This is a genomic window from Streptomyces actuosus (assembly GCF_016921115.1).
Lineage (GTDB): Bacteria > Actinomycetota > Actinomycetes > Streptomycetales > Streptomycetaceae > Streptomyces > Streptomyces actuosus_A.
The window spans coordinates 219,932-242,815 of sequence record NZ_JAFFZS010000009.1; the positions used below are offsets into that span (position 1 = coordinate 219,932).

General features: G+C 73.3%; 20 protein-coding genes. 11 read left to right on the top strand and 9 right to left on the bottom strand.

What is annotated here, in order from left to right; translation table 11 throughout:
- Positions 1 to 212: 212 nt before the first annotated feature.
- The gene (gene ilvA / locus JS756_RS14785; protein WP_205383554.1) at positions 213 to 1,442 is read right to left on the bottom strand and encodes a threonine ammonia-lyase; all 1,230 of its coding nucleotides are present in this window, start codon (positions 1,440 to 1,442) and stop codon (positions 213 to 215) included.
- Between the two features lie 161 nt (positions 1,443 to 1,603).
- Here ilvA and JS756_RS14790 point away from each other — a divergent pair, with 161 nt between their 5' ends.
- The 3 genes from JS756_RS14790 to JS756_RS14800 all read left to right on the top strand — a co-directional run bounded on the left by JS756_RS14790 (position 1,604) and on the right by JS756_RS14800 (position 3,122).
- Positions 1,604 to 2,113 (top strand): MarR family winged helix-turn-helix transcriptional regulator, encoded by a 510-nt coding sequence (locus JS756_RS14790; RefSeq protein ID WP_205383585.1) that lies wholly within the window; start codon positions 1,604 to 1,606, stop codon positions 2,111 to 2,113.
- Positions 2,114 to 2,317: 204 nt separating this feature from the next.
- The gene (locus JS756_RS14795) at positions 2,318 to 2,824 is read left to right on the top strand and encodes a sigma factor-like helix-turn-helix DNA-binding protein (RefSeq protein ID WP_205383555.1); all 507 of its coding nucleotides are present in this window, start codon (positions 2,318 to 2,320) and stop codon (positions 2,822 to 2,824) included.
- A gap of 49 nt (positions 2,825 to 2,873) precedes the next feature.
- Positions 2,874 to 3,122 (top strand): hypothetical protein, encoded by a 249-nt coding sequence (locus tag JS756_RS14800; RefSeq protein WP_205383556.1) that lies wholly within the window; start codon positions 2,874 to 2,876, stop codon positions 3,120 to 3,122.
- Between the two features lie 72 nt (positions 3,123 to 3,194).
- Here the strand turns inward: JS756_RS14800 and JS756_RS14805 are convergent, their stop codons facing one another.
- Positions 3,195 to 4,349 (bottom strand): cystathionine gamma-synthase, encoded by a 1,155-nt coding sequence (locus JS756_RS14805; RefSeq protein WP_205383557.1) that lies wholly within the window; start codon positions 4,347 to 4,349, stop codon positions 3,195 to 3,197.
- A 132-nt stretch (positions 4,350 to 4,481) separates the two neighbouring features.
- Here JS756_RS14805 and JS756_RS14810 point away from each other — a divergent pair, with 132 nt between their 5' ends.
- Both JS756_RS14810 and JS756_RS14815 read left to right on the top strand, forming a co-directional pair.
- Positions 4,482 to 5,600, top strand: coding sequence for a hypothetical protein (locus tag JS756_RS14810; protein ID WP_205383558.1), 1,119 nt, complete (start codon positions 4,482 to 4,484; stop codon positions 5,598 to 5,600).
- A 369-nt stretch (positions 5,601 to 5,969) separates the two neighbouring features.
- Entirely contained in the window at positions 5,970 to 6,692 is a 723-nt protein-coding gene (locus tag JS756_RS14815; protein ID WP_240203746.1) for a type 1 glutamine amidotransferase family protein, read from the top strand.
- 7 nt (positions 6,693 to 6,699) lie between these two features.
- Here the strand turns inward: JS756_RS14815 and JS756_RS14820 are convergent, their stop codons facing one another.
- Together JS756_RS14820 and JS756_RS14825 are read right to left on the bottom strand one after the other, a co-directional pair.
- Entirely contained in the window at positions 6,700 to 7,083 is a 384-nt protein-coding gene (locus JS756_RS14820; protein WP_205383586.1) for a VOC family protein, read from the bottom strand.
- Positions 7,084 to 7,591: 508 nt separating this feature from the next.
- Positions 7,592 to 8,632: an NAD(P)-dependent alcohol dehydrogenase gene (locus JS756_RS14825; protein ID WP_205383559.1), complete on the bottom strand. Its 1,041-nt coding sequence runs from the start codon at positions 8,630 to 8,632 to the stop codon at positions 7,592 to 7,594.
- Positions 8,633 to 8,804: 172 nt separating this feature from the next.
- On the opposite strand from JS756_RS14825, the gene JS756_RS14830 reads away from it, so the two are divergent.
- Positions 8,805 to 9,710: a helix-turn-helix domain-containing protein gene (locus tag JS756_RS14830; protein WP_205383560.1), complete on the top strand. Its 906-nt coding sequence runs from the start codon at positions 8,805 to 8,807 to the stop codon at positions 9,708 to 9,710.
- 155 nt (positions 9,711 to 9,865) lie between these two features.
- On the opposite strand, the gene JS756_RS14835 is transcribed toward JS756_RS14830, so the two are convergent.
- Together JS756_RS14835 and JS756_RS14840 are read right to left on the bottom strand one after the other, a co-directional pair.
- Positions 9,866 to 10,549, bottom strand: a complete 684-nt coding sequence (locus tag JS756_RS14835; protein WP_205383561.1) for an ABC transporter ATP-binding protein — start codon at positions 10,547 to 10,549, stop codon at positions 9,866 to 9,868.
- A 50-nt stretch (positions 10,550 to 10,599) separates the two neighbouring features.
- On the bottom strand, positions 10,600 to 12,045 hold the full coding sequence (locus tag JS756_RS14840) for an ABC transporter permease (protein ID WP_205383562.1): 1,446 nt from the start codon (positions 12,043 to 12,045) through the stop codon (positions 10,600 to 10,602).
- Between the two features lie 414 nt (positions 12,046 to 12,459).
- Between JS756_RS14840 and JS756_RS14845 the strand changes: the two genes are divergently transcribed.
- Together JS756_RS14845 and hutH are read left to right on the top strand one after the other, a co-directional pair.
- A complete protein-coding gene (locus JS756_RS14845; protein WP_205383563.1) occupies positions 12,460 to 13,629 on the top strand; it encodes a GGDEF domain-containing protein in 1,170 nt (389 codons plus the stop codon).
- A gap of 257 nt (positions 13,630 to 13,886) precedes the next feature.
- The gene (gene hutH, locus JS756_RS14850; RefSeq protein ID WP_205383587.1) at positions 13,887 to 15,425 is read left to right on the top strand and encodes a histidine ammonia-lyase; all 1,539 of its coding nucleotides are present in this window, start codon (positions 13,887 to 13,889) and stop codon (positions 15,423 to 15,425) included.
- 400 nt (positions 15,426 to 15,825) lie between these two features.
- On the opposite strand, the gene JS756_RS14855 is transcribed toward hutH, so the two are convergent.
- Together JS756_RS14855 and JS756_RS14860 are read right to left on the bottom strand one after the other, a co-directional pair.
- Entirely contained in the window at positions 15,826 to 16,608 is a 783-nt protein-coding gene (locus JS756_RS14855; RefSeq protein WP_205383564.1) for a hypothetical protein, read from the bottom strand.
- A 97-nt stretch (positions 16,609 to 16,705) separates the two neighbouring features.
- The gene (locus JS756_RS14860; protein ID WP_205383565.1) at positions 16,706 to 16,996 is read right to left on the bottom strand and encodes a hypothetical protein; all 291 of its coding nucleotides are present in this window, start codon (positions 16,994 to 16,996) and stop codon (positions 16,706 to 16,708) included.
- A gap of 677 nt (positions 16,997 to 17,673) precedes the next feature.
- Here JS756_RS14860 and JS756_RS14865 point away from each other — a divergent pair.
- Positions 17,674 to 18,924 carry a L,D-transpeptidase gene (locus JS756_RS14865; RefSeq protein ID WP_205383566.1) on the top strand — a complete coding sequence of 417 codons (1,251 nt, stop codon included), beginning with the start codon at positions 17,674 to 17,676 and terminating at the stop codon, positions 18,922 to 18,924.
- 116 nt (positions 18,925 to 19,040) lie between these two features.
- The gene (gene argG, locus JS756_RS14870) at positions 19,041 to 20,492 is read left to right on the top strand and encodes an argininosuccinate synthase (protein WP_205383567.1); all 1,452 of its coding nucleotides are present in this window, start codon (positions 19,041 to 19,043) and stop codon (positions 20,490 to 20,492) included.
- A gap of 234 nt (positions 20,493 to 20,726) precedes the next feature.
- Here the strand turns inward: argG and JS756_RS14875 are convergent, their stop codons facing one another.
- Positions 20,727 to 21,527 (bottom strand): enoyl-CoA hydratase/isomerase family protein, encoded by an 801-nt coding sequence (locus JS756_RS14875; protein WP_205383568.1) that lies wholly within the window; start codon positions 21,525 to 21,527, stop codon positions 20,727 to 20,729.
- 223 nt (positions 21,528 to 21,750) lie between these two features.
- On the opposite strand from JS756_RS14875, the gene JS756_RS14880 reads away from it, so the two are divergent.
- Positions 21,751 to 22,761: a hypothetical protein gene (locus JS756_RS14880; RefSeq protein ID WP_205383569.1), complete on the top strand. Its 1,011-nt coding sequence runs from the start codon at positions 21,751 to 21,753 to the stop codon at positions 22,759 to 22,761.
- The last annotated feature ends 123 nt before the right edge of the window (positions 22,762 to 22,884 follow it).

Below are 22,884 nucleotides of genomic sequence, written 5' to 3' on the forward strand. Positions count from 1 at the left end.
GGCCGGGGCGGTCCGGCAGGCGGCGCGGCGGACGGCCTGGGGGATGGCCTGGGGGATGGCCTGGGGGATGGTGCAGAGGAAGGCATGGCGGACAGGGCCGGGCACCTTCTCCCAGTGTCGACTGTAACGCGATGTATCGCGTCCCTCGACGGATTTCCCCGACGGGGTGGTGTGCTCCTTCGCGCTCCGGTGCCGCCCGGCGCCCCGGTGCCTCAGCCGATGACCGTGTACCCCGCGTCGCGCAGGGCCCGGCCGACCTCGGCGCAGTGCTCCGGCCCCTTGGTCTCCAGATGCAGCTCGACCTCCGCCTCCGTGAGCCCGAGCCGTGGGTCCGTCCGCACATGGCTCACGTCGAGGACGTTGGCGTCCACCACCGACAACACCCCGAGCAGCGCCGCCAGCGCCCCCGGCCGGTCCGTCAGCCGCACCCGGACCGCCAGGTAGCGGCCCTGCGCCGCCAGGCCGTGCCGCAGGATGCGCTGCAGCAGCAGCGGGTCGACGTTGCCGCCGGACAGCACCGCCACCACGGGCCCCTCGAAGACCCCGGGGTCGCCGAGGAGCGCCGCGACGGGGCTCGCCCCGGCGGGCTCCACGACCAGCTTGGCCCGCTCCAGGCACAGCAGCAGCGCGGTCGACAGCTGGTCCTCGGTCACCGTGCGGACCTCGTCCACCAGGTCTGCGACGATCCCGAACGGCACGTCGCCGGGTCGGCCGACCTTGATCCCGTCCGCCATCGTCACCGGGTGCTCGATCGCCACCGGGTGCCCGGCGGCCAGCGACGGCGGGTACGCGGCGGCGCCCTCGGCCTGCACGCCGACGATCCGCACGTCGGGCCGCAGCGACTTCACCGCGACGGCGATCCCCGCAGCGAGCCCGCCGCCGCCGACGCCGACGACGATCGTGCCCACCTCGGGGCACTGCTCCAGGATCTCCAGGCCCACCGTGCCCTGCCCCGCGATGATGTCGGGGTGGTCGAAGGGGTGGATGAACACCGCGCCCGTCGCCGCCGCGTACTCCTGGGCCGCGGCCAGCGTCTCGTCGACGACCTGGCCGTGCAGGCGCACCTCGGCGCCGTAGTCCCGGGTCGCGCTGATCTTCGGCAGCGGGGCGCCCTTCGGCATGAACACCGTCGCGTGCACCCCGAGCAGCGCCGACGCCAGGGCGACGCCCTGCGCGTGGTTGCCGGCGCTCGCCGCGACGACGCCGGCCGCGCGCTGCTCGGGCAGCAGACCGGCGATCCTGACGTAGGCGCCGCGCAGCTTGAACGACCCCGTGCGCTGAAGGTTCTCGCACTTGAAGTGCACCGGCGAGCCCACCAGCTGCGACAGCCGCCGGCTGCCCTCCACGGCGGTCACACGCGCGACACCGCTGAGCATCTTCTGGGCCCCGCGGACGTCGTCGAGGGTGACGGGCGGCAGGGGTGCGGCCGTACGGTGGTTCATGACGCAAGTCTCGCAGTTCACACCCGCCCGGACCCGCTGTGACCAACCGGCGAGACGGGATCGCGCACCCTCGGTACGGGCGGCGCCCCGTCCGCGTACCCTGTCCCCCAACCAGCAGCCCTCCACGAAGTGAGCCCCCGGCCATGCCCACAACCCCCGACATGTCGACGGACGTGACGACCGCCGGTGACACCGGTCTTCTGGACACCCTCCAGCACGAGGTGGCGGTGTTCGCCCGCCGCGCCGAACAGACCCGGCTGGGCGGTGTCGGACAGGTGCGCAACTCCATGGACCGCGCCGCGTACCTGCTGCTCAACCGGCTCGACAAAGAGGGCCCCATGGGTGTCAAGGCGCTCGCCGGGAGCATGGGCATCGACTCCTCGACGGTGACCCGGCAGGTGGCGCCGCTGGTCGACACCGGCCTGGTGAAGCGCACCTCTCACCCGGAGGACGGGCGCGCGGTCGTCCTCCAGCTCTCCCCCCGCGGCCAGGCCCGCCTGGACGAGGTGCGTTCCTCGCGGCGTCAGCTGATGGCCGAGCTGACCCACGACTGGGCACAGGAGGAGCGCGAGACGTTCTGCGCGCTCCTGACCCGCTTCAACGACGCCCTTTCGGCGCGGCAGGCGGCCCACGGTGTGACGGGCTCGGAGCCGGCGGCCACCACCTCGTGAGCCGCCCGGCGGCAGCAGCGACACTCGGCCGCGTGCGCGGCTCTTGACCGAAAGGGGACCCCTGGCCTCATATGAGACCGGGTCCTCGTCCCACCCGGGGCCGAACACCTGGGCGCGCTGTACCGTCGTGCGGCGCCGCACGAAGGTTCGGCCTCCCGGCGCGGCCGGGTCCCTGACGTCTTGGTCGCCCGAGGGGGAGGCGCGGTGCGCGAACGGCATGCGTCCCAGGGTGCCCGGCGGGCCCGGGAGTTCGAGTCGTTCGTCGCGGGCGCGGCCGGGCGGCTGCTGCACGCCGCGACCCTGCTCACCGGCGAGGCACCCGACGACAACCCGCGCGCGCGTCGCCTGCTGACGCTCGCTCTGGCCCACACGTACGCCGTATGGGACCGGCTGCGCGGCGAGGACCCCTACGACCGCGCCCGCGAGTATCTGGCCACCCGCTTCGCCCGCGCGGCCTGGCACCACCGCGGGGGGCTGCTCTCCCGCACCCGGGCCCACCCCGACAGCGCGCTCGCCCATCTCGGCCCGCAGGAGCGGCTGATCATCGTGCTACGACTGTTCGAGGGCGTCGGCGAGGAGCAGGCGGCGGCCCTGCTCGGGATTCCCCGGGAACGCGTCCACGCTCTGTGCGACCGTGCGACCGCGACCGTGCTGCACCCTCCGCGCAGGCCCGCCGCGGCGGCGGTGGAGGCGGGGGTGGCACCGTCATGAGGCAGTGGGCGGCGGGGCACGCGCGGGGGCGCGGCGGCGGGAGGCGTTCGTGAACCGGACGGAGCGCGAGGCGGCGGTGCGGCGGATCATGGAGCGGGTGCCGCCCGTGCCACCGCCGGACCTGTACCCGGCGGCCGTCCGCCGCGGCACCCGGATGCTGCGCCGCCGGGTGGTCGCGCGGCGCCTGCTGTGGGTGGCTCTGGCCGTCGCGGCCGTCGCCCTCACCGTCTGGGCGGTCGCCGTCCAGCCGTGGGTGGCACCGCCTTCGGAGACGACGCCTTCCCTGACGGACTGGTGACCCCGCGGGGCGGTGCCCCGGCGGGCGGTGATCAGACGAACCGCTGCGCCGGGGGCCGCTGTCAGGGGTGGGTCACCCGAGGGCCTGCTGGAGGTCCTGCAGCAGGTCGTCGACGTTCTCGATGCCCACGGACAGCCGCACGAGATCGCCGGGGACCTCCAGGGCGGAGCCCACGACGGAGGCGTGGGTCATCCGGCCCGGGTGCTCGATCAGGGACTCCACACCGCCGAGGGACTCGCCCAGGGTGAACAGCTCGGCGCGGTTGCAGACCGCCACGGCCGCCTCCTCGCCGCCCTCGACGCGGAAGGAGACCATGCCGCCGAACGCCTTCATCTGCTTGGCGGCGACCTCGTGACCGGGGTGGTCCTCCAGGCCGGGGTACAGCACCCGCGTGACGCGTGCGTGCCGGGTCAGCATGTCGGCGACCTTCGCGGCGTTCTCGCTGTGCCGGTCCATGCGCACCGACAGCGTCTTGGTGCCGCGCAGCACCAGCCAGGAGTCGAACGGCCCGGCGACGGCGCCCATGGCGTTCTGGTGGTAGGCCAGTTCCTCGCCCAGCTCCTGGTCGTTCACGATCAGCGCGCCGCCGACGACGTCCGAGTGCCCGCCCATGTACTTGGTGAGCGAGTGGACGACGACGTCCGCGCCCAGCGAAAGCGGCTGCTGGAGGTAGGGCGTGGCGAAGGTGTTGTCGACGACGAGCCTGGCGCCGGCGTCCCGGGCGATCTGGGCGACGGCGGCGATGTCGGTGATGCCGAGCAGCGGGTTGGAAGGGGTCTCCACCCACACGGCCTTCGTCCTCGGGGTGATCGCGGCCCGGACGGCGGAGGGGTTGCCGGTGTCGGCGACCGACCACTCCACGCCCCACCGGGAGACGACCTTGGCGAAGAGGCGGAAGGTGCCGCCGTAGGCGTCGTTCGGGATGACGACGTGGTCGCCCGGGCTGAGCAGCGTACGCAGCAGGCAGTCCTCGGCCGCCAGTCCGGACGCGAACGCAAGGCCCCGGCGTCCGCCCTCCAGGGCGGCGAGGTTCTCCTCCAGGGCGGTGCGGGTCGGGTTGGCGCTGCGGCTGTACTCGTAGCCGCCGCGCAGGCCGCCGACGCCGTCCTGCTTGTAGGTCGAGACCTGGTAGATCGGCGGGACGACCGCACCGGTGAGGGGATCGGCGGTGTTGCCCGCGTGGATCGCGAGCGTCTCGAAGTGCTGACTGGTGTGCCTGTCGCTCATGGGCCCGAGCGTAGTGCGCAACGGGGCCGGACGGCGCCTCGGTGCCGTGTCCGGCCACCGGTCCCGCGAGGTTTTCCACAGGCCCGCCGACCGGGTTGGCCAATTGTCGTCGGCGTCTGGTTCGCTTGAGGCATGAAGATTCTCTGGGTCCTGATCGCGATGGTCATGATCGGCTTCGTGCTGCTCCCGCTGGTACGGCGCAGGCGGGCCATGATCGAGCAGGTCCCCGCGGGCCACCCGGACGCGGCCGACCCCGCGCACTACGGCTTCGTCCGCGAGGAGCAGCTGGACGTCCGCATGCCCGGCCCCGACCAGGACCTGATGGACGTCCTGGACCTGATGCAGCGCACCCAGGACCACAGGGCCGCCGCCCAGTTGCTGGCCGGCACCGAGACCGAGGGCGAGTACCGCTGGCAGCGCGTGCAGGCGTTCGCCGGGGCGGCGGCGCTGGAGCTGCAGCAGCGGCCCGGCGGGGTCGGGGAGATACCGGGCGGGCAGTGGCTGCGGGTGTGGCGCGCGGAGGCGCCCAAGGACGCGGGCGGCGCCGCGGTGCACGCCGAGTTCCTGGTGCAGCAGGCGTGGCGGACGGCGACGCCGGGCACCGACGACTTCCGGATCATCATGGAGGAGGCGAGGGCGGCCGTGGCCGACGCGGCCCTGCTGGCTCCCGGCGACCCGGTGCCGTACATCGTGGAGCTGTCCGTGGCCCGGGGGCTGGGGTACTCCCAGGAGGAGTTCGAGCAGCTCTGGCTGAAGATCCTCGACCGCGCCCCGCACCACATGGGCGCGCACCTGGCCGCGCTGCAGTACTGGTGCGAGAAGTGGCACGGCTCGCGCGAGCTGGCGTACCGGTTCGCCGAGGCCGCCGCGGCCCGCGCTCCGCAGGGTTCGCTGCTGGCCGGCCTGCCGCTCTTCGCGGTCTTCGAGCACCTGCCCGAGCTCAACCTGGTGCAGGGGTTCTACCGCAGCGAGGTCGTCACCCGGGCCGTCCACGGCGCCCTGCACGCGGCGCACACCGCGAACCCGGACGACCCGATGCTCGCGCACGTGCGGCACCTGTTGCTGTTCTTCCTGGTCCGGGCGGAACGCTGGGCCGAGGCCATGGACCAGCTGGTCCACGTCGACGGCCATGTCGGCGCCCTTCCATGGACCCTGTTCGACGACCCGGCCGCGGAGTTCGCGGTCTTCCGGGCACTGGCGGTCGCGGGCTACGAGGCCAACGGGGGCAGCCCCGCGACGTTGCCGCACTGAGACCCGGCACCTCCGGCCGGGCCCCGGCCCGCCACACCCCGCGCCCTGCGCCCTGCGCCCTGCGGTGCCAGGACGCGGCGTACCGTGGGCCGGGGCGGCCGGGCGGCGCCCCGGCCCGACCTCCCCGCCGGCATCGACACGGCGCACCGGCGGTGCGAAGTGCACTTCGCCGCACCGCGGTTGACGACCGGCTGCCCGCGCTGACGGCGGCCCGGCCGGCAGGACCTCCGGCAGGCACGCCGTCCGGCTCCGGCGTTCCGGGACATCCGGCGGCGGCCGGGGCCCGTTCGTGCGTTGCTGACCGGACGCGCCACGGCGGGGCGCAGACACGGGGCATGTGGGCAGGGGGACGTATCTGATCGGCGGCGGATGGGCGCCGTCCGCGGCCGGGGCGGTCCACGGGCGTTCCTGCGCGCGGCGGGGACGGCGGCGCGGATCGGGTGTGTGATCGTCGACGAGGGCGACGGGGCCGAGGAGTTCGCCCGGTACGACGCCGTGCCGCGCAAGGTCGCCGACTGCCGGCCGGTGCCACCGCCGGTGCCGCTCGGCGAGCGGTTCGAGCCCGGTGCCGCTGCGGACGTCGACGGGCTGCTGGTGTGCGGTGGACTGACGCCCGCCTACGTGGGGGCGTTCGCCGGGTGCCGGGAGCAGACACACCGGCTGCTCGGCGAGCGAGGCGTCCCCTGCCCGGGATTCTCCACGGGTGCCGTGGTCGCCGCCGCGGACGCGGTGGCCCGGGGGGGCGGGTGGACAGGGTCCCGGTGTGCCCGGGGGACGCCGCCGAGGAGCCGGGGGGAGGTCGAGGTGCGGCCGGGGCTGGGGCTCGTCCCGTTCGAGGTGGACGTGCGCCCCGCGCAGTGGGGCACGCTGGGACGGCTGGTCGCGGCGGTGGCGTCGGGGCGCGTGCCCCGTGGGCTCGCCCTCGACGAGGACACGGTGGTGGAGGTGCCGGTGGACGGCGCTCCGGTCCGGGTGGCCGGCCTGGGACGGGCACATCTCGTCCGGTCGGCGGCGGAGGGAGGCGCGGTGGTGCGGTCGTACACGGCCGGCGAGTCGTTCACAGTCCCGCAGGCGACGGCCCGGTCGGTCTGAGGCGGCGTCAGCCGCCGCTGCCGTAGGGCCTCGTCAGGATCTCCAGGCGGTGGCCGTCGGGGTCGTCGAAGTACACGCCCCGGCCGCCGTCGTTGTGATTGATCTCCCCGGCGTGCCGGTGGAACGGATCGGCCCAGTACGTCAGTCCGGCCCGGCGGACCCGCCCGAAGATGGCGTCGAAGTCGTCCTCGGAGACGAGGAAGGCGTAGTGCTGCGGTGCGATGGGTCCGTCGGTGGTCATGTAGTCGAGGGTGACGCCGTTGGGGACGGCCACCGGGACGAAGGGGCCGTACGGCGGACTCACCTCCAACCCGAGGATGTCGGCGAGGAAGCGTGCCGAGGCCTGGCGGTCGTGTGCGGCGACGATGGTGTGGTTCAGCCGGACGGTCATCATCGGTCTCCCCTCGCGGCGTTCCGTCGCGGATGTCCTCTCGCGTTGCTCGCGTCGCGGGCGCTCCCGGCGGGCCGCCTCCAACCTCCTCGGCGTCTCCTCCCGGGCCGGCCCTCGTGCGCCTCCTCGTGGGCCTTCTCCTCGGCCTTCCCTCCGCCCACGCTACTCCGCGTCGCGGCGGCACCCGTGCCCCGGAGGAGGCGCACGCCCGCGGTCGACCGCGCCCGACGCCGCCGCGCCCGAACGGTCGGCCGCGGCCCGGGGCAGCCGTGGCCACGGGGGTGCACATCAGCCCGCCCCACGGGCAGGTGTGCCTGCGGGGCGGGCCGCCGTGCACCGGACGTCACGATGTCAGGGGGCAGGGACGTCCGGAGACCGGGCCGTCGGAAGCCACGGCGCGAGGGGGCCGCGACGTGAGGGGGCCGCGACGTGAGGGGGCCGCGACGTGAGGGGGCCGGGACCTCGACGAGCCCGACGTGAGGGGGCCGGGACGACAGGGAGGCAGGCGTCAGATCGTCGCGGTGTCGATCACGAAGCGGTAGCGGACGTCGCTGTCGACGACCCGCTCGTACGCTTCGTTGATCCCGTCGGCGCCGATCAGCTCGATCTCGGCGCCGAAGCCGTGCTCGGCGCAGAAGTCCAGCATCTCCTGGGTCTCGGCGATGCCGCCGATCATGGAGCCGGCGAGGGTCTTGCCGCCGCCGATCACGGAGAAGAGGTTCAGCGCGACGGGCTCCTCGGGGGCGCCCACGTTGACCAGGGCCCCGTGGGTCTTCAGCAGGGTCAGGTAGGCGTTGAAGTCCAGTGGTGCCGAGACCGTCGAGACGATCAGGTCGAAGCTGCCCGCCAGCTCCCGGAAGGTCTTCGGGTCGCTGGTGGCGTGGTAGTGGTCGGCACCCAGGCGCAGGCCGTCGTCCTTCTTGCGCAGGGACTGCGACAGCACGGTCACCTCCGCGCCCAGCGCGTGCGCGATCTTCACGCCCATGTGGCCGAGGCCGCCCATGCCGAGGATCGCGACCTTCTTGCCGGGGCCGGCACCCCAGCGCTTGAGCGGGGAGTACAGGGTGATGCCCGCGCACAGCAGCGGGGCGGCGACGTCGAGGGAGAGGTCGTCGGGAATGCGGACGACGTAGTTCTCGTCGACCACGATCTTCTGGGAGTAGCCGCCGTAGGTCGGCTCGCCGTCCTTGCCGACCGCGTTGTAGGTGCCCGTCATCCCGCTGGTGCAGTACTGCTCCAGGCCGGCCTGGCAGTTGTCGCACTCCCGGCAGGAGTCGACCATGCAGCCGACACCGACGCGGTCTCCGACGGCGAACCGGGTCACACCCGGGCCGACCTCGGCGACCACACCGGCGATCTCGTGGCCGGGGACCATCGGGAAGATGGCCTCGCCCCAGCCCTCCTGCACCTGGTGGATGTCGGAGTGGCAGATACCGGCGTACTTGATGTCGATCAGGACGTCGAACTCACCGACCGGGCGGCGCTCGATCGTCGTGCGCTCCAGAGGAGCCTTGGGCGCGGGTGCGGCGTACGCGGCAACAGTGGTCATTCGGGTTCTCTCCTGTGGGGCGGATCCGTGCCCGTCCTCTCGTCCGGCCGGGCACGCTGTCCAGCCTGCAGCCGCCACGGACATCCACCCAGACCACGGTTCGTCGTACGTCTGCTGTGCCTACCACTGGCCGGGTCAGGCTCATGGACGTACGACCAGGAATACTCGACGTATGGATGAACACGCCGCACCCGCTCCGGAGACGGGCGCCGGTCTGGACCGGCGTGCCGAGCTCAGCGAGTTCCTGCGCACCCGGCGGGCCCGGCTGAAGCCGCAGGACGTCGGGCTGCCCGACTTCGGCCGGCACCGCAGGGTGCCGGGACTGCGCCGGGAGGAGCTGGCGCAGCTGGCCGGGGTGTCGGTGGCCTACTACACGCGGCTGGAGCAGGGCAACGGGCGCAACGTGTCGGCGGAGGTGCTGGACGCCATCGCCCGCGCGCTGCGGCTGACGGACGCCGAGCACGCGCATCTGACGCATCTGGCGAAACCGAAGCAGCACAAGAAGAAGCCGCCGGCCCGCCAGCAGCAGGTGCGCTCCGCACTGCCGCAGCTCCTGGACGCGATGGACGGCGTCCCGGCGTACGTGGTGGGGCGCCGCTCGGAGATCCTGGCGTGGAACCGGATGGCGGCGGCGGTCTTCGGCGACTGGGCGCAGCTTCCGGCGGAGGAGCGGAACTGGGCGCGGCTGGTGTTCCTGCGGCCCGAGTACCGGGACCTCTTCGTGGACTGGGAGCAGAAGGCCATCGACATCGTGGCCGTGCTGCGCATGGACGCCGGCTGCTACCCGGACGATCCGCGGCTGTCCGCGCTCGTGGGCGAGCTGTCGGTGAAGAGCGAGGACTTCCGCCGGCTGTGGGCGACGCATGACGTCAAGGACAAGAACCACGGTCTCAAGCGGCTGCGTCACCCGCTGGTCGGCGAGCTGTCGCTGCATTTCGAGTCGCTCAAACTGACGGACGGTTCCGACCAGAGCCTCGTCACGTACCACGCCGAGCCGGGCTCCGCCTCCGCGGAGGCGCTGCGGCTGCTGGCGAGCTGGGGCGCGGACGCGACCCGCGCCTGGAGCACGGCACCGTAGGTTCGCCGGCGCGGGGCCCCGGCACCGGCCGGTCCGCCGGTGCCGGGGCCTTCTGCCGTCTCGGTGCCGGACCGCTCCCGGGTGCCCCATCCGCTCTCGGCGCCCGGGCCTTCTCCCGGCTTCGGCGCCGGACACGGTGGATAGCGGCGGGTCCGCTACGAGGCCGCGTTCTCGCGGACGGTGATGCTCCCCTTGCGGATGGTCGCGAGCCGCGGGGCCTTCCGGGCGATCGCGGAGTCGTGGGTGACCATGACGAAGGTCAGCCCCAGCTCCTTCCACATGCGTTCGAGCACGTCCATGATCTCGTCGCGCATGCCCTCGTCGAGGTTGCCCGTGGGTTCGTCGGCGAGCAGCACCTTCGGCTGCCTCACCAGCGCCCGGGCGATGGCGACGCGCTGCTGCTGCCCGCCGGACATCTCGCCGGGCAGGTGCCCGAGCCGCTCGCCCAGGCCGACCGACTCCAGCGCCTGGGCGGCCCGTTCGCGGCGCTCCTTCGCCTTGACGCCGAGAGGTACGAGCGCGGTCTCGACGTTCTCCTGCGCGGTGAGGGTGGGGATGAGGTTGAAGGACTGGAAGACGAAGCCGATGTTCTCGCTGCGCACCTTGGTGAGCCGGGCCTCGGACAGCCGGGCCAGGTCGGTGCCGTCGAGGACGACTTCGCCGGAGGTGGGCCGGTCCAGGCCGCCGAGCATCTGCAGCAGCGTGGACTTGCCGCCGCCGGTGGGGCCCTGGATGACGAGACGGTCGCCGTCGGCGATGGTCAGGTCGATGCCGTCCAGGGCGTGCACGGCTTCCTTGCCGCGGGTGTAGCGCTTGGTGACGCTTCTCAGTTCGTACACGGGTGGGTCAACTCCATTGCGGGAAGGGGCGGTCGGGGGTCCGGTGCGGGCTACTCGACCCGACGCAGGGCGTCGGCCGGACGCAGCCGGGACGCCCGCCAGCCGCCGAAGGCACCGGCGACGAGTCCGCCCGCCACCGCGAGCCCCACCGCGAGGCCGACCGTGGCCGGGCTCACGGGCGCGGTCAGCGCGACGTCCAGAGTCCGGCTCGCCGCCTGCCGGCCCGGTCCGCCGAAGCCGCCCCGGCCACCGGAGCCGCCCCCCGCGCCGCCACCGCCGAGCTGGGCCTGGAGCGTGGGGCTGACGGCCGTCACCGCGTAGGCGCCCGCGAGGCCGAGGGCGATCCCGAGGACGCCGCCGAGCAGCCCGTTGACCATCGCCTCACCGACGACCTGCCGGGTCACCCGGCCGGACCTCCAGCCCAGCGCCTTGAGCGTGCCGAACTCGCGGACGCGCCGGGACACCGCCGAGGAGGTCAGCAGGCCGGCGACGAGGAACGCGGCGACCAGCACCACGATCGACAGCCACTTGCCGACGGTGGTGGCGAGGGAAGAGGCGGTCGACAGGGAACCGGAGACGGTGTCGGCGAGATCGGTGGAGGTCGTCACGGTCGTCCCCGAGACGTTCTTCTGGATCGCCGACTTCACGCTGTCGATCTTCTGGGAGTCGGTCGCCTTGACGTAGATGGTGGTGACCTTGTCCGCGGAGTCGGCGAGGGTCTGCGCCTGCTCGAGCGGGATGTAGACGTCGGCCGCGGGGTCGCCGCTGTCGGCGGTGGCGATGCCGATCACCGAGAACGCGGTGCCCTTGACGGTGAGGCTGGAGCCGACCTCGAGGCTCTTCTCCTTCGCGTAGGCGGAGTCGACGACGGCGACCTTGCCGTCGGTCTCCGACGTGGTGAAGGCACGACCGCTGGTGATCTTGGAGCTGGTCAGCGGGCCGAGAGCCGGCTTGGTGACGTCGGTGCCGAAGACGGAGTAGCTGTTGACGTCGAACTGGGCTCCACCGCCCTTCACTTCACCGCTGGGCTGCCCGCCGCCCGGGCCCCGGCCGGTGCCACCGCTGCCGTTCTGCTCGAACCGGCCGCGCGTGAACTGCCCGCTGACCTTGACGACCTGGAGGTTCAGTCCGCCGACGGCGTCCGCGACGCCGTTCTGGCCGCCGACGTCGGTCACGGTGGCGGCGGACAGGGTCTGGAAGCCGCGCACCATGACGCGGTCGCTGCTCTGCTCCTCGTCCGAGCCGTCGTCCCGGGCGTCGAACTGGAAGCGGGGCCGCTCCGAGCCGTCCTGCGTCGGGGAGGCGGCCTTGGTGACCGTCATGTCCGTGCCCAGGCCGTACAGCGACTGCAGAACCGTGTCCTGCGCCTTCCCCATGCCGGAGGACACGGAGTCGACCACGATGACCAGCGCGATGCCCAGGGCGAGTCCGGAGGCGACGACGAGGGCCGCCCTTCTGCGGCGGCGCAGCTCGCGCCTCAGGTAGGTGAAGAACATGAGCGGCAGGCTAGGGAGGGCGCGTGACGAAGGAATAAGGCCGACATAAGAGAACGATGAGAAGGGCCCATGGGCCGAAGACGTCGGCGTCGAGGCTCGACGGAAGCCGTGACGCGACGCCCGGCGGCCTTCCCGGGAGGGCACCCGGTGGGTACCCGCGGGCGCCGGCCCGGTGGCGCCCGGCGCCCCGTTGCCGCCTCGGCCCGCCCCACCGACCGCCCCGCCGGCCCCGCCCCCGATCCTCCGCGCCGGCCGGACGGCCGCGTCCCGGCCGCCGGCGCACCGTTGACGCGTCTGCCGTCCCTCCGCCGGGGAGGACCGCGCGTCCTCCCGCTCGGGGACGACGGGGACGCCGGCCCACCTGTTCGCCACACCAATGCCCCATTTCCACCGGAACGTCCCTAGCCTGGAGGAATGGGCGAGGACAGGCGGCTGGCGTCGGTCGTGGCATTGGCGCAGGGGATGGCTGCGGCGCACGCTCCGCGGGAGTCATGGCGGGCGGCGGCCCTCGGGGCGTGCCGGGCACTGGCGGGGAGCTTCGCCGCACTGTCGGTGTGGGAGCGGGAGCTCGGACAGCTGCGGGTCCTGGTCAACGTGGGGGACCGGGCTCCGCACGAGGAGGAGTTCCCGGAGGACGAGGCCTATCCGGTCCACCAGTTCCCCGAGATCACCGAGTTCCTGCACGAGCGGTGGGTCGGCGGGGGCGGCCCCAGCGCCTGGGTGGAAACGGCGGAGGGGCCTGCCGCGGGGCAGCCCGGCTACTGCCACCAGCGGGTCGCGGCCCTGCGGCGGCGCGGGCGCGGCTGCTGCGTCGTCGCGCCGATCGTGCTGCACGGCCGCGCCTGGGGCGAGCTGTATGTGGCGCGCTCGGTCGGCGCGCCCGTGTTCGACCGCGGCGACGCCGACTTCGCCACCGTCCTGGCCGCCGTCGTGGCCGCGGGGCTCGCCCAGACCGAGCGCCTGGAGGAGGCCCGCCGACTGGCCTTCACGGACGCACTCACCGGGCTCGCCAACCGCCGCGCCGTCGATGTGCGCCTGGAGGAGGCGGTCGAGCGGCACCGGCGCGACGGCAGCATGGTCAGTCTGGTGGTCTGCGACCTGAACGGGCTCAAGCGGGTCAACGACACCCTCGGGCACGCCGTCGGCGACCGCCTGCTGGAACGGTTCGGCTCGGTGCTGTCGCTGTGCGGGGCCATGCTGCCCGGAGCGCTCGCCGCCCGCCTCGGCGGCGACGAGTTCTGCCTGCTCGCCGTCGGACCGCCCGCCGGAGACGTGGTCAAGGTCGCCGAGGAGCTGTGCCGACGGGCCGGCGAGCTGGCCCTCGGGGACGGCGTGGCCTGTGGCGTCGCCTCCACCGACGAGGCCGTCGGGCCGGTGCGCAGCGCCCGCCGGCTGTTCCGGCTCGCGGACGCCGCCCAGTACCAGGCCAAGGCCCGGCGGGCCGACCGCCCGGTCGTCGCCGGGCGGGAAGGGCCGGACGACCCCGTGGTGCAGCTCGCCGACGCCCCGTCCGAGCCACAGGCACCCGAGCGGCGCCGCTTCCGCGGACGCCGGTGGGGGGAGGACGCCGGCCCTCCCCCGTGAGACCAGGACGCAGCCCCTCCCCCGCGGCCCGCCCGGCGGCCCGCGCGCTCGTGCGACCCGCCCGCCGCGCGCCCCGGCTCGCCCGCGCCACCTGTCCGCCGACGTGATCCGCCCGCGCGTCCGGCCCGCACGACGTCCCGCCCGCGCCGTCCGTCCCCCCGGGCGCCCACCCGTCCGTGTGACCTACCTGTAAGGGGCAGACCCGGCCACCACTGGTGACATCTTCGTCTTCACTGCGTACGCTCCTGAATATGGATATGCACACTGTGGTGGTGGGGACGTCCGGGGTGACCGCGTCCGACGTTCTCGCGGTGGCGCGTGACGGCGCCCGTGTCGAGCTGGCCGAGGAGGCGGTGGCGGCCCTGGCCGCGGCCCGCGGGATCGTGGACGCGCTGGCGGCCAAGCCGGACCCGGTCTACGGCGTCTCCACCGGCTTCGGCGCCCTGGCCACCCGCCACATCAGCCAGGAGCTGCGCACCCAGCTCCAGCGCAACATCGTCCGCTCGCACGCCGCCGGCATGGGGCCGCGCGTCGAGCGGGAGGTCGTCCGGGCGCTGATGTTCCTGCGGCTGAAGACCGTCTGCTCGGGGCACACCGGCGTCCGCCCCGAGGTCGCGCAGACCATGGCCGACATCCTGAACGCCGGCATCACGCCCGTCGTGCACGAGTTCGGCTCCCTCGGCTGCTCCGGCGACCTGGCCCCGCTGTCGCACTGCGCCCTGACGCTCATGGGCGAGGGGGAGGCCGAGGGCCCGGACGGCGCCGTGGAGCCCGCCGCCGAACTCCTGGCCGCGCACGGCATCGAGCCCGTGGAGCTGCGCGAGAAGGAGGGCCTGGCCCTCCTCAACGGCACCGACGGCATGCTCGGCATGCTGGTGATGGCCCTCGCCGACCTGGACACCCTCTACAAGTCCGCGGACATCACCGCGGCCCTGTCCCTGGAGGCCCTGCTCGGCACCGACAAGGTGCTCGCCCCCGAGCTGCACGCCATCCGCCCGCACCCCGGCCAGGGCACCGCCGCTGCCAACATGCTCGCCGTGCTGAAGGGCTCCGGCCTGACCGGGCATCACCAGGACGACGCCCCGCGGGTCCAGGACGCCTACTCCGTGCGCTGCGCCCCGCAGGTCGCCGGCGCCGGTCGCGACACCATGGCCCACGCCCGGCTGGTCGCCGAGCGCGAACTGGCGTCGGCGGTCGACAACCCGGTGGTACTGCCCGACGGCCGGGTCGAGTCCAACGGCAACTTCCACGGCGCGCCCGTGGCGTACGTGCTGGACTTCCTCGCCATCGCCGCCGCCGACCTCGCCTCCATCGCCGAGCGGCGCACCGACCGCCTGCTGGACAAGAACCGCAGCCACGGGCTGCCGCCGTTCCTCGCCGACGACGCGGGAGTCGACTCCGGGCTGATGATCGCCCAGTACACCCAGGCAGCGCTGGTCAGCGAGATGAAGCGGCTGGCGGTACCGGCGTCGGCGGACTCGATCCCGTCCTCCGCGATGCAGGAGGACCACGTGTCCATGGGGTGGTCGGCGGCGCGGAAGCTGCGCACCGCGGTCGACAACCTCACCCGTGTGATCGCCGTCGAGCTGTACGCCGCCGCGCGCGCCGTCCAGCTGCGCGAGGGCCTCACGCCGGCCCCGGCCTCGCAGGCGGTCATCGACGCCGCGCGGGCCGCCGGAGTGGAGGGTCCGGGCCCGGACCGGTTCCTGGCGCCGGACCTCGCCGCCGCCGACGCGTTCGTGCGCGACGGACGGCTGGTCGCCGCAGCGGAGACCGTCACCGGCCCGCTCGGCTGAGCGTTCCGCCGGAAGGGCCGCGGTCCGACGTCCGTCGACCGCGGCACCGTCGCGGCCGGTCGCGCAGTTCCCCGCGCCCCTTCGTTCGGTGCACTGCCGGACCCCGGTGGACGTCGCTCGGCCCGCCGAGAGCCGTGAAGGGGGCCCGCCGACGACGGCGGGCCCCACGGATCCGTACGCGTGCCGGCCCGCCGGGCCGGCACGCGGCACGGACCCCGCCGGACCGGCGGAGGAGCGGACCCCACCGGAACGACACGGGGGGCGGACCTCTCCGGCCGCTGCGGCGCGCAGACTCGCGGGTCTGCGTGCGGAGCGGGCCACCGGGTGCTGGAGCCGGTGGAGCCCGCTCCGTGCCGCTGCCGACGGACGGCCCGGGTACCGGAGCGGGCCTGGGACCGGGCTACTTGAGCTTCGCGACCTGCGCCTCGACCACGGCCGCCGGGACCTTGACGCCCTCGCCGGAGCCGATCGCGGAGAAGTTCACCGTGTAGAAGGTGGCGACGGTGTTGCCCTTGCGCACGACCTGGGTGTGGAACATGGCCGTGCCCTCGCCGTCCATGTCGACGCCCTCGGCGAACGCGAGGGACTCGTCACCCAGCTCGGCGCCCTTCTCCGAGGTGACCTTGGTGACCTTGGAGCTCTCGCCGGCAGCGGTCAGCCCGTAGCCGCCGGCGCAGGCCGCCAGGCCGTCCGAGACGGCCTTCATCGCCTTCTCGGCGCCGTCACCGTCGTACGAGGACAGACCCACGAACGTGAGGTCGACGTCGAAGGCGTTCTCCATGTCCGTCGGCGCCCCGGTGGCGGACCCCGCCTTGTCCTGGGTGACGGTGTTGGCGGCCCGCGCGTCCGTGTCGCCAGGGGGGAGAGCGGCCGTGGCCCAGGCGACGGGGTCGCAGGCCGCCTTGTCGGTCTTCACCTCGGCCTTGGACTTCGGCAGGATGTCCGCGCCCGGGTCGGACTTGTAGCCCTTGAGCTCCCCCTGGGCCAGCAGCAGCTTCTGCAGCTCGGCCGCCGTCAGCGCCTTCGCCGCGGGGGCCGTGGTACCGGCGGCGGACGAGGCCGGCGCCGCGGAGCCCTTCGCGTCGTCGTTCTTCTTCTCGCCGGAACAACCTGTGACAAGGGCGAGCGACAGCGCGCCCACGACAGCCGTAGCGCACAGACGCGCGCCCGATGATCTCTTCATGAGCGGACTATGAGGTTTCAGTCAAAGGAACGTCAAGTCGATTCAAAATTGCGGCATCGCGGTGCGATTCGACCGAATGCCGCGCACTGCGGGACCTTCAGAAACCGAGTCGTTCCCGACGCACCGAATAGACCACGAAACCGGCGCCCACCGTGAGGAAGAGGGTGCCGCCGACGACGTACGGGGTGCTGTCGAAACTGCCCGTGTCGGCAAGGCGGGTGGCGTCCGCGCCGGTCGCCGAGTGGACGGTCGCGGCCGCCCCGACCTCGGTGGACTGCTCTCTCGCACCGCTGTCCTGCGTCGCGTTGGCGGACGGGACGAACCACAGGGCGCCCAGCAGGGTCGCCGCGGCAGTGGCGGTCAGCAACGGACGGCGAGCGGATGACACGGAATATCGATCCCCTTGTGGCGCTGGCGAATTGGCCGTGTGGAGAGATGCTAATGAAAGGCGTGCGCCACAGGAAAGCCACGGGGGCCTTCTGCCGTGCACTCGGACGGCGAGCACTTCGAAGTCGTCATGGTTTGTCCCTCTCAGGGTGGAGTCGGACACACCCGGAAGGGAACCGAGGGCGGTGTGATGTAGGACACTATCCGCGCCCGCGCTGCTTCCGCCACGCCGTCGGGCCTGGTCAGGGAGGTTCCCGAGGCGGCGCAGCACAACGGTTCCAGAGGCCGACGGGACGGATCGGCGACGGACCGGGCGTGCCGACCGGAGGTCTCGACGAGAACGATGTCGACACCGGCGGCGCGAGCGGCGAGGATGACCCGCGGGCGAGGGGGGGCGCCCGCGAGGACGGCAACGGCCGGGCACCTTGGGGAATTCGTGACCCGCGACGGCAACCGCGGTCCTGCATTCCGTCGTCTCAGGGGGCGCACGGACCGAGTCCCAGGGGGCGCGTGAGCCACTGTCCGCGCCGTCCGCACCAGGCGGCGGCGCAGGGTGGACGTGGTGTGCCCCACACGGACGGAGAATGTGGAACGGGACCGACCGGTCGTAGCGTTGAAGATCTCGTCAACGGGGACTCTCGGGGTTTTGGGGATTCGGCAACGATGGAGAAGCGTGTGATGACGGACAGCAAGCGGCGCAGGGGCCTCGTGGCCGCGTCCGCACTGCTCGGCGGTGTGCTGGTGCTGACGGCGTGCTCCGGTGGCGACGACAACGCCTCCGGAAGCGGCGGTACCGACACCTCGCAGGCGAAGGTCGACGAGGCGGCAGCCCAGAAGACCTCCGAAGCCCAGATCAAGATCACGCCTACGGACGGCTCGACCAACGCCTCCATCAACAACTCCGCCGCCGTGACGGTGACCAAGGGCACGCTGACCTCCGTCGCCATGACGACTGCCGACGGCACGACCGTCGCGGGCGAGCTGTCGTCCGACGGGACCAGTTGGAAGCCGTCCGGGCAGCTGAAGCGCTCCACCACCTACAAGGTGGCCGCGGAGGCCAAGGACGCCGACGGCCGCGTCGCGCACGAGAACGCGTCCTTCACCACGGTCTCCCCGTCCAACAGCTTCATAGGCAACTTCACCCCCGAGAGCGGCTCCACGGTCGGCGTGGGCATGCCGGTGTCGATCACCTTCGACAAGGCCATCAGCAACAAGGCCGCCGTCCAGAAGGGCGTCACCGTCACCTCCAGCAGCGGTCAGGACGTCGCCTGCCACTGGTTCAGCGCCAACCGCATGGACTGCCGCCCGCAGGACTACTGGAAGGCCGGTTCCACCGTCACACTGAAGCTCGCCCTCGACGGCGTCGAGGGCGCCGACGGCGTCTACGGCGTGCAGCAGAAGACGGTCACCTTCCACATCGGCCGCAACCAGGTCTCCTACGTCGACGCGAAGACCAAGCAGATGAAGGTCACGCAGGACGGCAAGGTCGTCAAGACCATCCCGATCTCCGCCGGCTCGCCCACGAACAAGACGTACCAGGGCCAGATGGTGATCTCCGAGAAGTTCGTCGAGACCCGGATGAACGGCGCCACGGTCGGCTTCACCGACGACGACGGCAAGGGCGAGTACGACATCAAGGACGTCCCGCACGCCATGCGCCTGACCCGCTCCGGCACCTTCATCCACGGCAACTACTGGGGCGCGCCGTCGGTCTTCGGCAGCGTCAACACCAGCCACGGCTGTGTCGGCCTGCAGGACAAGCAGGGCGCCGACGACCCGAACACGCCGGCCGCCTGGTTCTACAACCACTCGATCGTCGGTGACGTGGTCGTGGTGTCCAACACCGGCGACAAGCAGGTCGCCCCGGACAACGGCTACAACGGCTGGAACATGAGCTGGGCCGAGTGGACGGCGGGCTCGTCGGCCTGACCGGATCCGTAGCGCACGAAGGCGGCTGCCCCTCGGGGGTGGCCGCCTTTCTGCTGTCGGGGACGCCACACACGACCCGCCTTGCATGATCATGCAAGGCGATGCATACTCTTGCTATGTCCAAGGTCCTCACCTCCCTTCCGGCCGGCGAGCGGGTCGGCATCGCCTTCTCCGGCGGCCTCGACACCTCGGTCGCCGTCGCATGGATGCGTGACAAGGGTGCCGTCCCCTGCACGTACACCGCCGACATCGGCCAGTACGACGAACCCGACATCGCGTCCGTGCCCGGCCGCGCCACCGCCTACGGCGCCGAGATCGCCCGACTCGTCGACTGCAGGGCCGCGCTGGTCGAGGAAGGGCTGGCCGCGCTCGCCTGCGGCGCGTTCCACATCAAGTCCGGCGGGCGCCCGTACTTCAACACCACCCCGCTGGGCCGTGCCGTCACCGGCACCCTGCTGGTGCGGGCGATGCTGGAGGACGGGGTGCAGATCTGGGGCGACGGCTCCACGTTCAAGGGCAACGACATCGAGCGGTTCTACCGCTACGGCCTGCTCGCCAACCCGCACCTGCGGATCTACAAGCCGTGGCTGGACGCGGACTTCGTGAGCGAGCTGGGCGGCCGCAAGGAGATGTCGGAGTGGCTGCTCGCGCACCGGCTGCCCTACCGGGACCCGACCGAGAAGGCCTATTCCACGGACGCCAACATCTGGGGCGCCACGCACGAGGCCAAGACCCTGGAGCACCTCGACACCGGCATCGAGACGGTCGACCCCATCATGGGGGTGCGGTTCTGGGACCCGACGGTCGAGATCGCCGCCGAGGAGGTCACAGTCGGCTTCGACCAGGGCCGCCCGGTCACCGTCAACGGCAAGGAGTTCGCCACCGCGGTCGACCTCGTCATGGAGGCCAACGCGATCGGCGGCCGGCACGGCCTCGGCATGTCCGACCAGATCGAGAACCGGATCATCGAGGCGAAGAGCCGCGGCATCTACGAGGCGCCCGGCATGGCACTGCTGCACATCGCCTACGAGCGCCTGGTCAACGCGATCCACAACGAGGACACCGTCGCCGCCTACCACACCGAGGGCCGCCGCCTGGGCCGGCTGCTCTACGAGGGCCGCTGGCTGGACCCGCAGGCGCTGATGGTGCGCGAGTCGCTCCAGCGCTGGGTCGGCACCGCCGTGACCGGCGAGGTGACGCTGCGGCTGCGGCGCGGCGAGGACTACTCGGTCCTCGACACGACCGGCCCGGCGCTCAGCTACCACCCGGACAAGCTCTCCATGGAGCGCACCGAGGACTCGGCGTTCGGCCCGGTGGACCGGATCGGCCAGCTCACCATGCGGAACCTGGACATCGCCGACTCCCGCGCACGCCTGGAGCAGTACGCCGGCCTCGGACTGGTCGGCACCGGCCACCCGGCTCCGATCGGCGCCGCCCAGGCGGCCTCCACCGGCCTGATCGGCGCCATGCCCGAGGGCGGAGCCGAGGCGATCGCCTCCCGCGGCGAGGCCGCGGACGAGGAGGAGACGGCACTGGACCGCGCGGCGATGGAGTCCGGCACGGACTGACGCCGACCGGCAGACGCACACACGGTGGAGGGGCCCGCGGAATCCGTTCCGCGGGCCCCTCCACCGTGTGGGACGGTGCGCGGCCGACCCGCGCCGGAGCCGCCGTCGGTCCCGCCCCCGCTGCCGGGAGCAGCGCGGGGCGCGGGCACGGTCGGCGCGGGACGGTGAGGCGTACGGGAGGGGGAGCCCCGGCCGGGACGGCGGAACCCGGCGCCGGGACCTACAGCCGGATCCCTACTCGCCCGGCCACTGGGGCTTCCGCTTCTCGTTGAACGCGGCCACGCCCTCCGCCCGGTCCCCCGAGAAGGCCACCGACCGCCAGGCCGCGTCCTCGACCTCCAGGCCGGCCCTCAGGTCCAGGCCGTGGCCGAGGCGGAGGGCGCGCTTGGCGGCCCGCAGGCCGACCGGGGAGTTCGCGGCGATGCGGGCGGCCAGGGCGAGGGCCTCCTCGCGGTCGCGGCCGGCCTCGGCCAGCAGGTCGATCAGGCCCAGCTCGTGCGCCTCCGGCGCGTCGAGGCGGCGGGCGGTGAAGATCAGCTCGGCCGCACGGGCCGCGCCGACGCGCCGCGGCAGCAGCTGCGTACCGCCGCCGCCCGGGATGACGCCGACGGACACCTCGGGCAGGCCGACCACCGCCGTGCCGTCGGCCACGATCAGGTCGCAGGAGAGCGCCAGCTCGAACCCGCCGCCCAGGGCGAACCCGTGCACGGCCGCGATCGTCGGCACCGGCAGCTCCAGTACACCCGTGTACGCGCCGCGCGCCACCGGCCGCTGGCGGACCAGGTCCGCGTCGCTGAAGGAGTTCCGCTCCTTCAGGTCGGCGCCCACGCAGAACGCCCGCTCATGGGTGGACGTCACGACGACCACCCGCACGTCCCGGTCGGCGCCCAGCGCCGTGCACGCGGCGCCGACCGAGCGGGCCATCTCCGTGGAGACCGCGTTCATGGCCTTGGGCCGGTCGAGGGCGAGCTCCGCCACATGCCCCTGTTCGTGCCGCCTCACCAGCACGAACTCCCCGAACCGCTCCTCGCTCATGACACCCTCCCGGTTAACGCGGGTTAACAATCGGTATGGGCCCCGATCATCGCAGCCGGCACCTGTGGACGGAAGGGGGGGACCGATCCGGACACCGGATCCGCACGCCCCGCTTACCCGTTCGAGTGACATCCCGGCCTTCTCCCGGCCCCGCCCCCGCCGGAACGCATAGCGTGCGCGCCACGGCGCATGGGGGGCGCGAGCGCACAGGGAAGGGCTGACCATGACCGACACGGGCCGGAGCACGGACGGCCACGGGGGCAACCGCACGGACCTCCGCGACGACGACCGCCCGGACGACTGCGGTGAGGACCGCACGGACGAGTGCACCGACGAGTGCGGAGACGACCGCACGGAGGACCGCACGGACGAGTGCACCGACGAGTGCGGAGACGACCGCACGGAGGACCGCACGGACGAGTACACGGACGAGTGCGTGGACGACCGCACGGAGGACCGCACGGACGAGTACACGGACGAGTGCGTGGACGGCTGCACGGACCTCGGCGAAGACGACCGCGGGGACCTCCGCGCGAGCGACCGCACGGACGACCACCCGGACAACCGGGACGGCGACCGTGCCGAGGACCGCCCGGACCTCCGTGAGGACGACGACGCGGAGGACCACCGGGACGCCTGCGACGAAGACCGTACGAAGGACCACGCGGCCGACGGGATCGTCTCCGCGGCCGCCGTCATCCGCCGCCGCGGGCGGCACCGCCGGCCGCGGCGCCGCCGGGTGCTCCTCGCCGCAGGGGGCCTCGTCCTCGCCGCGGGTGCGCTGAGCCTCGTACGGCTCGCGCCGGAGTCCGGCGTCCCGGGCCTCGACACCGCGGAGGCCCAGCCCCGGCAGCACCCGGCCCAGGACTCCGGCACCGCACGCTCCGCCAACACCACCGCGTCCCCCGGGCCCAGCCCCTCCGCGACCCGGGCCATGGGCGGGGCCGAGGCCCTGCCGGCCCCGGACGCCGACGGATCCCTCGCGACCGCCCTGGCCCGGGACGCGGTCCCGGCCCGGCCCACCGCCGCTTCCGGGACCGCTCCGGCGGGCACGGAGCCCGCGCCGCCGCCCGCCGCGCCGAAGACGCCGGCACCCGCCCCGGAGCCCGCGCAGACCTCCGCCGCCCCCACGGCCTCGCAGCAGCCGGCACCGCAGCCGTCCCCGGAGCCGCAGGACTCCGAGGAGCCCGCCCTGTGCCTGCCGATCCTCGGGCTCTGCGTGGACATCCCCTGACCGTCCACGCGTCCACCCACGCACGCCTGTCCGCACCGCCCGCACGGCGAACGCCCCGCCCCTGCGGCGGGCGCACCGGAGGCCGGGTGCGCCGAGGACCGGCGCTCCGGTGTTCCGGCGCTC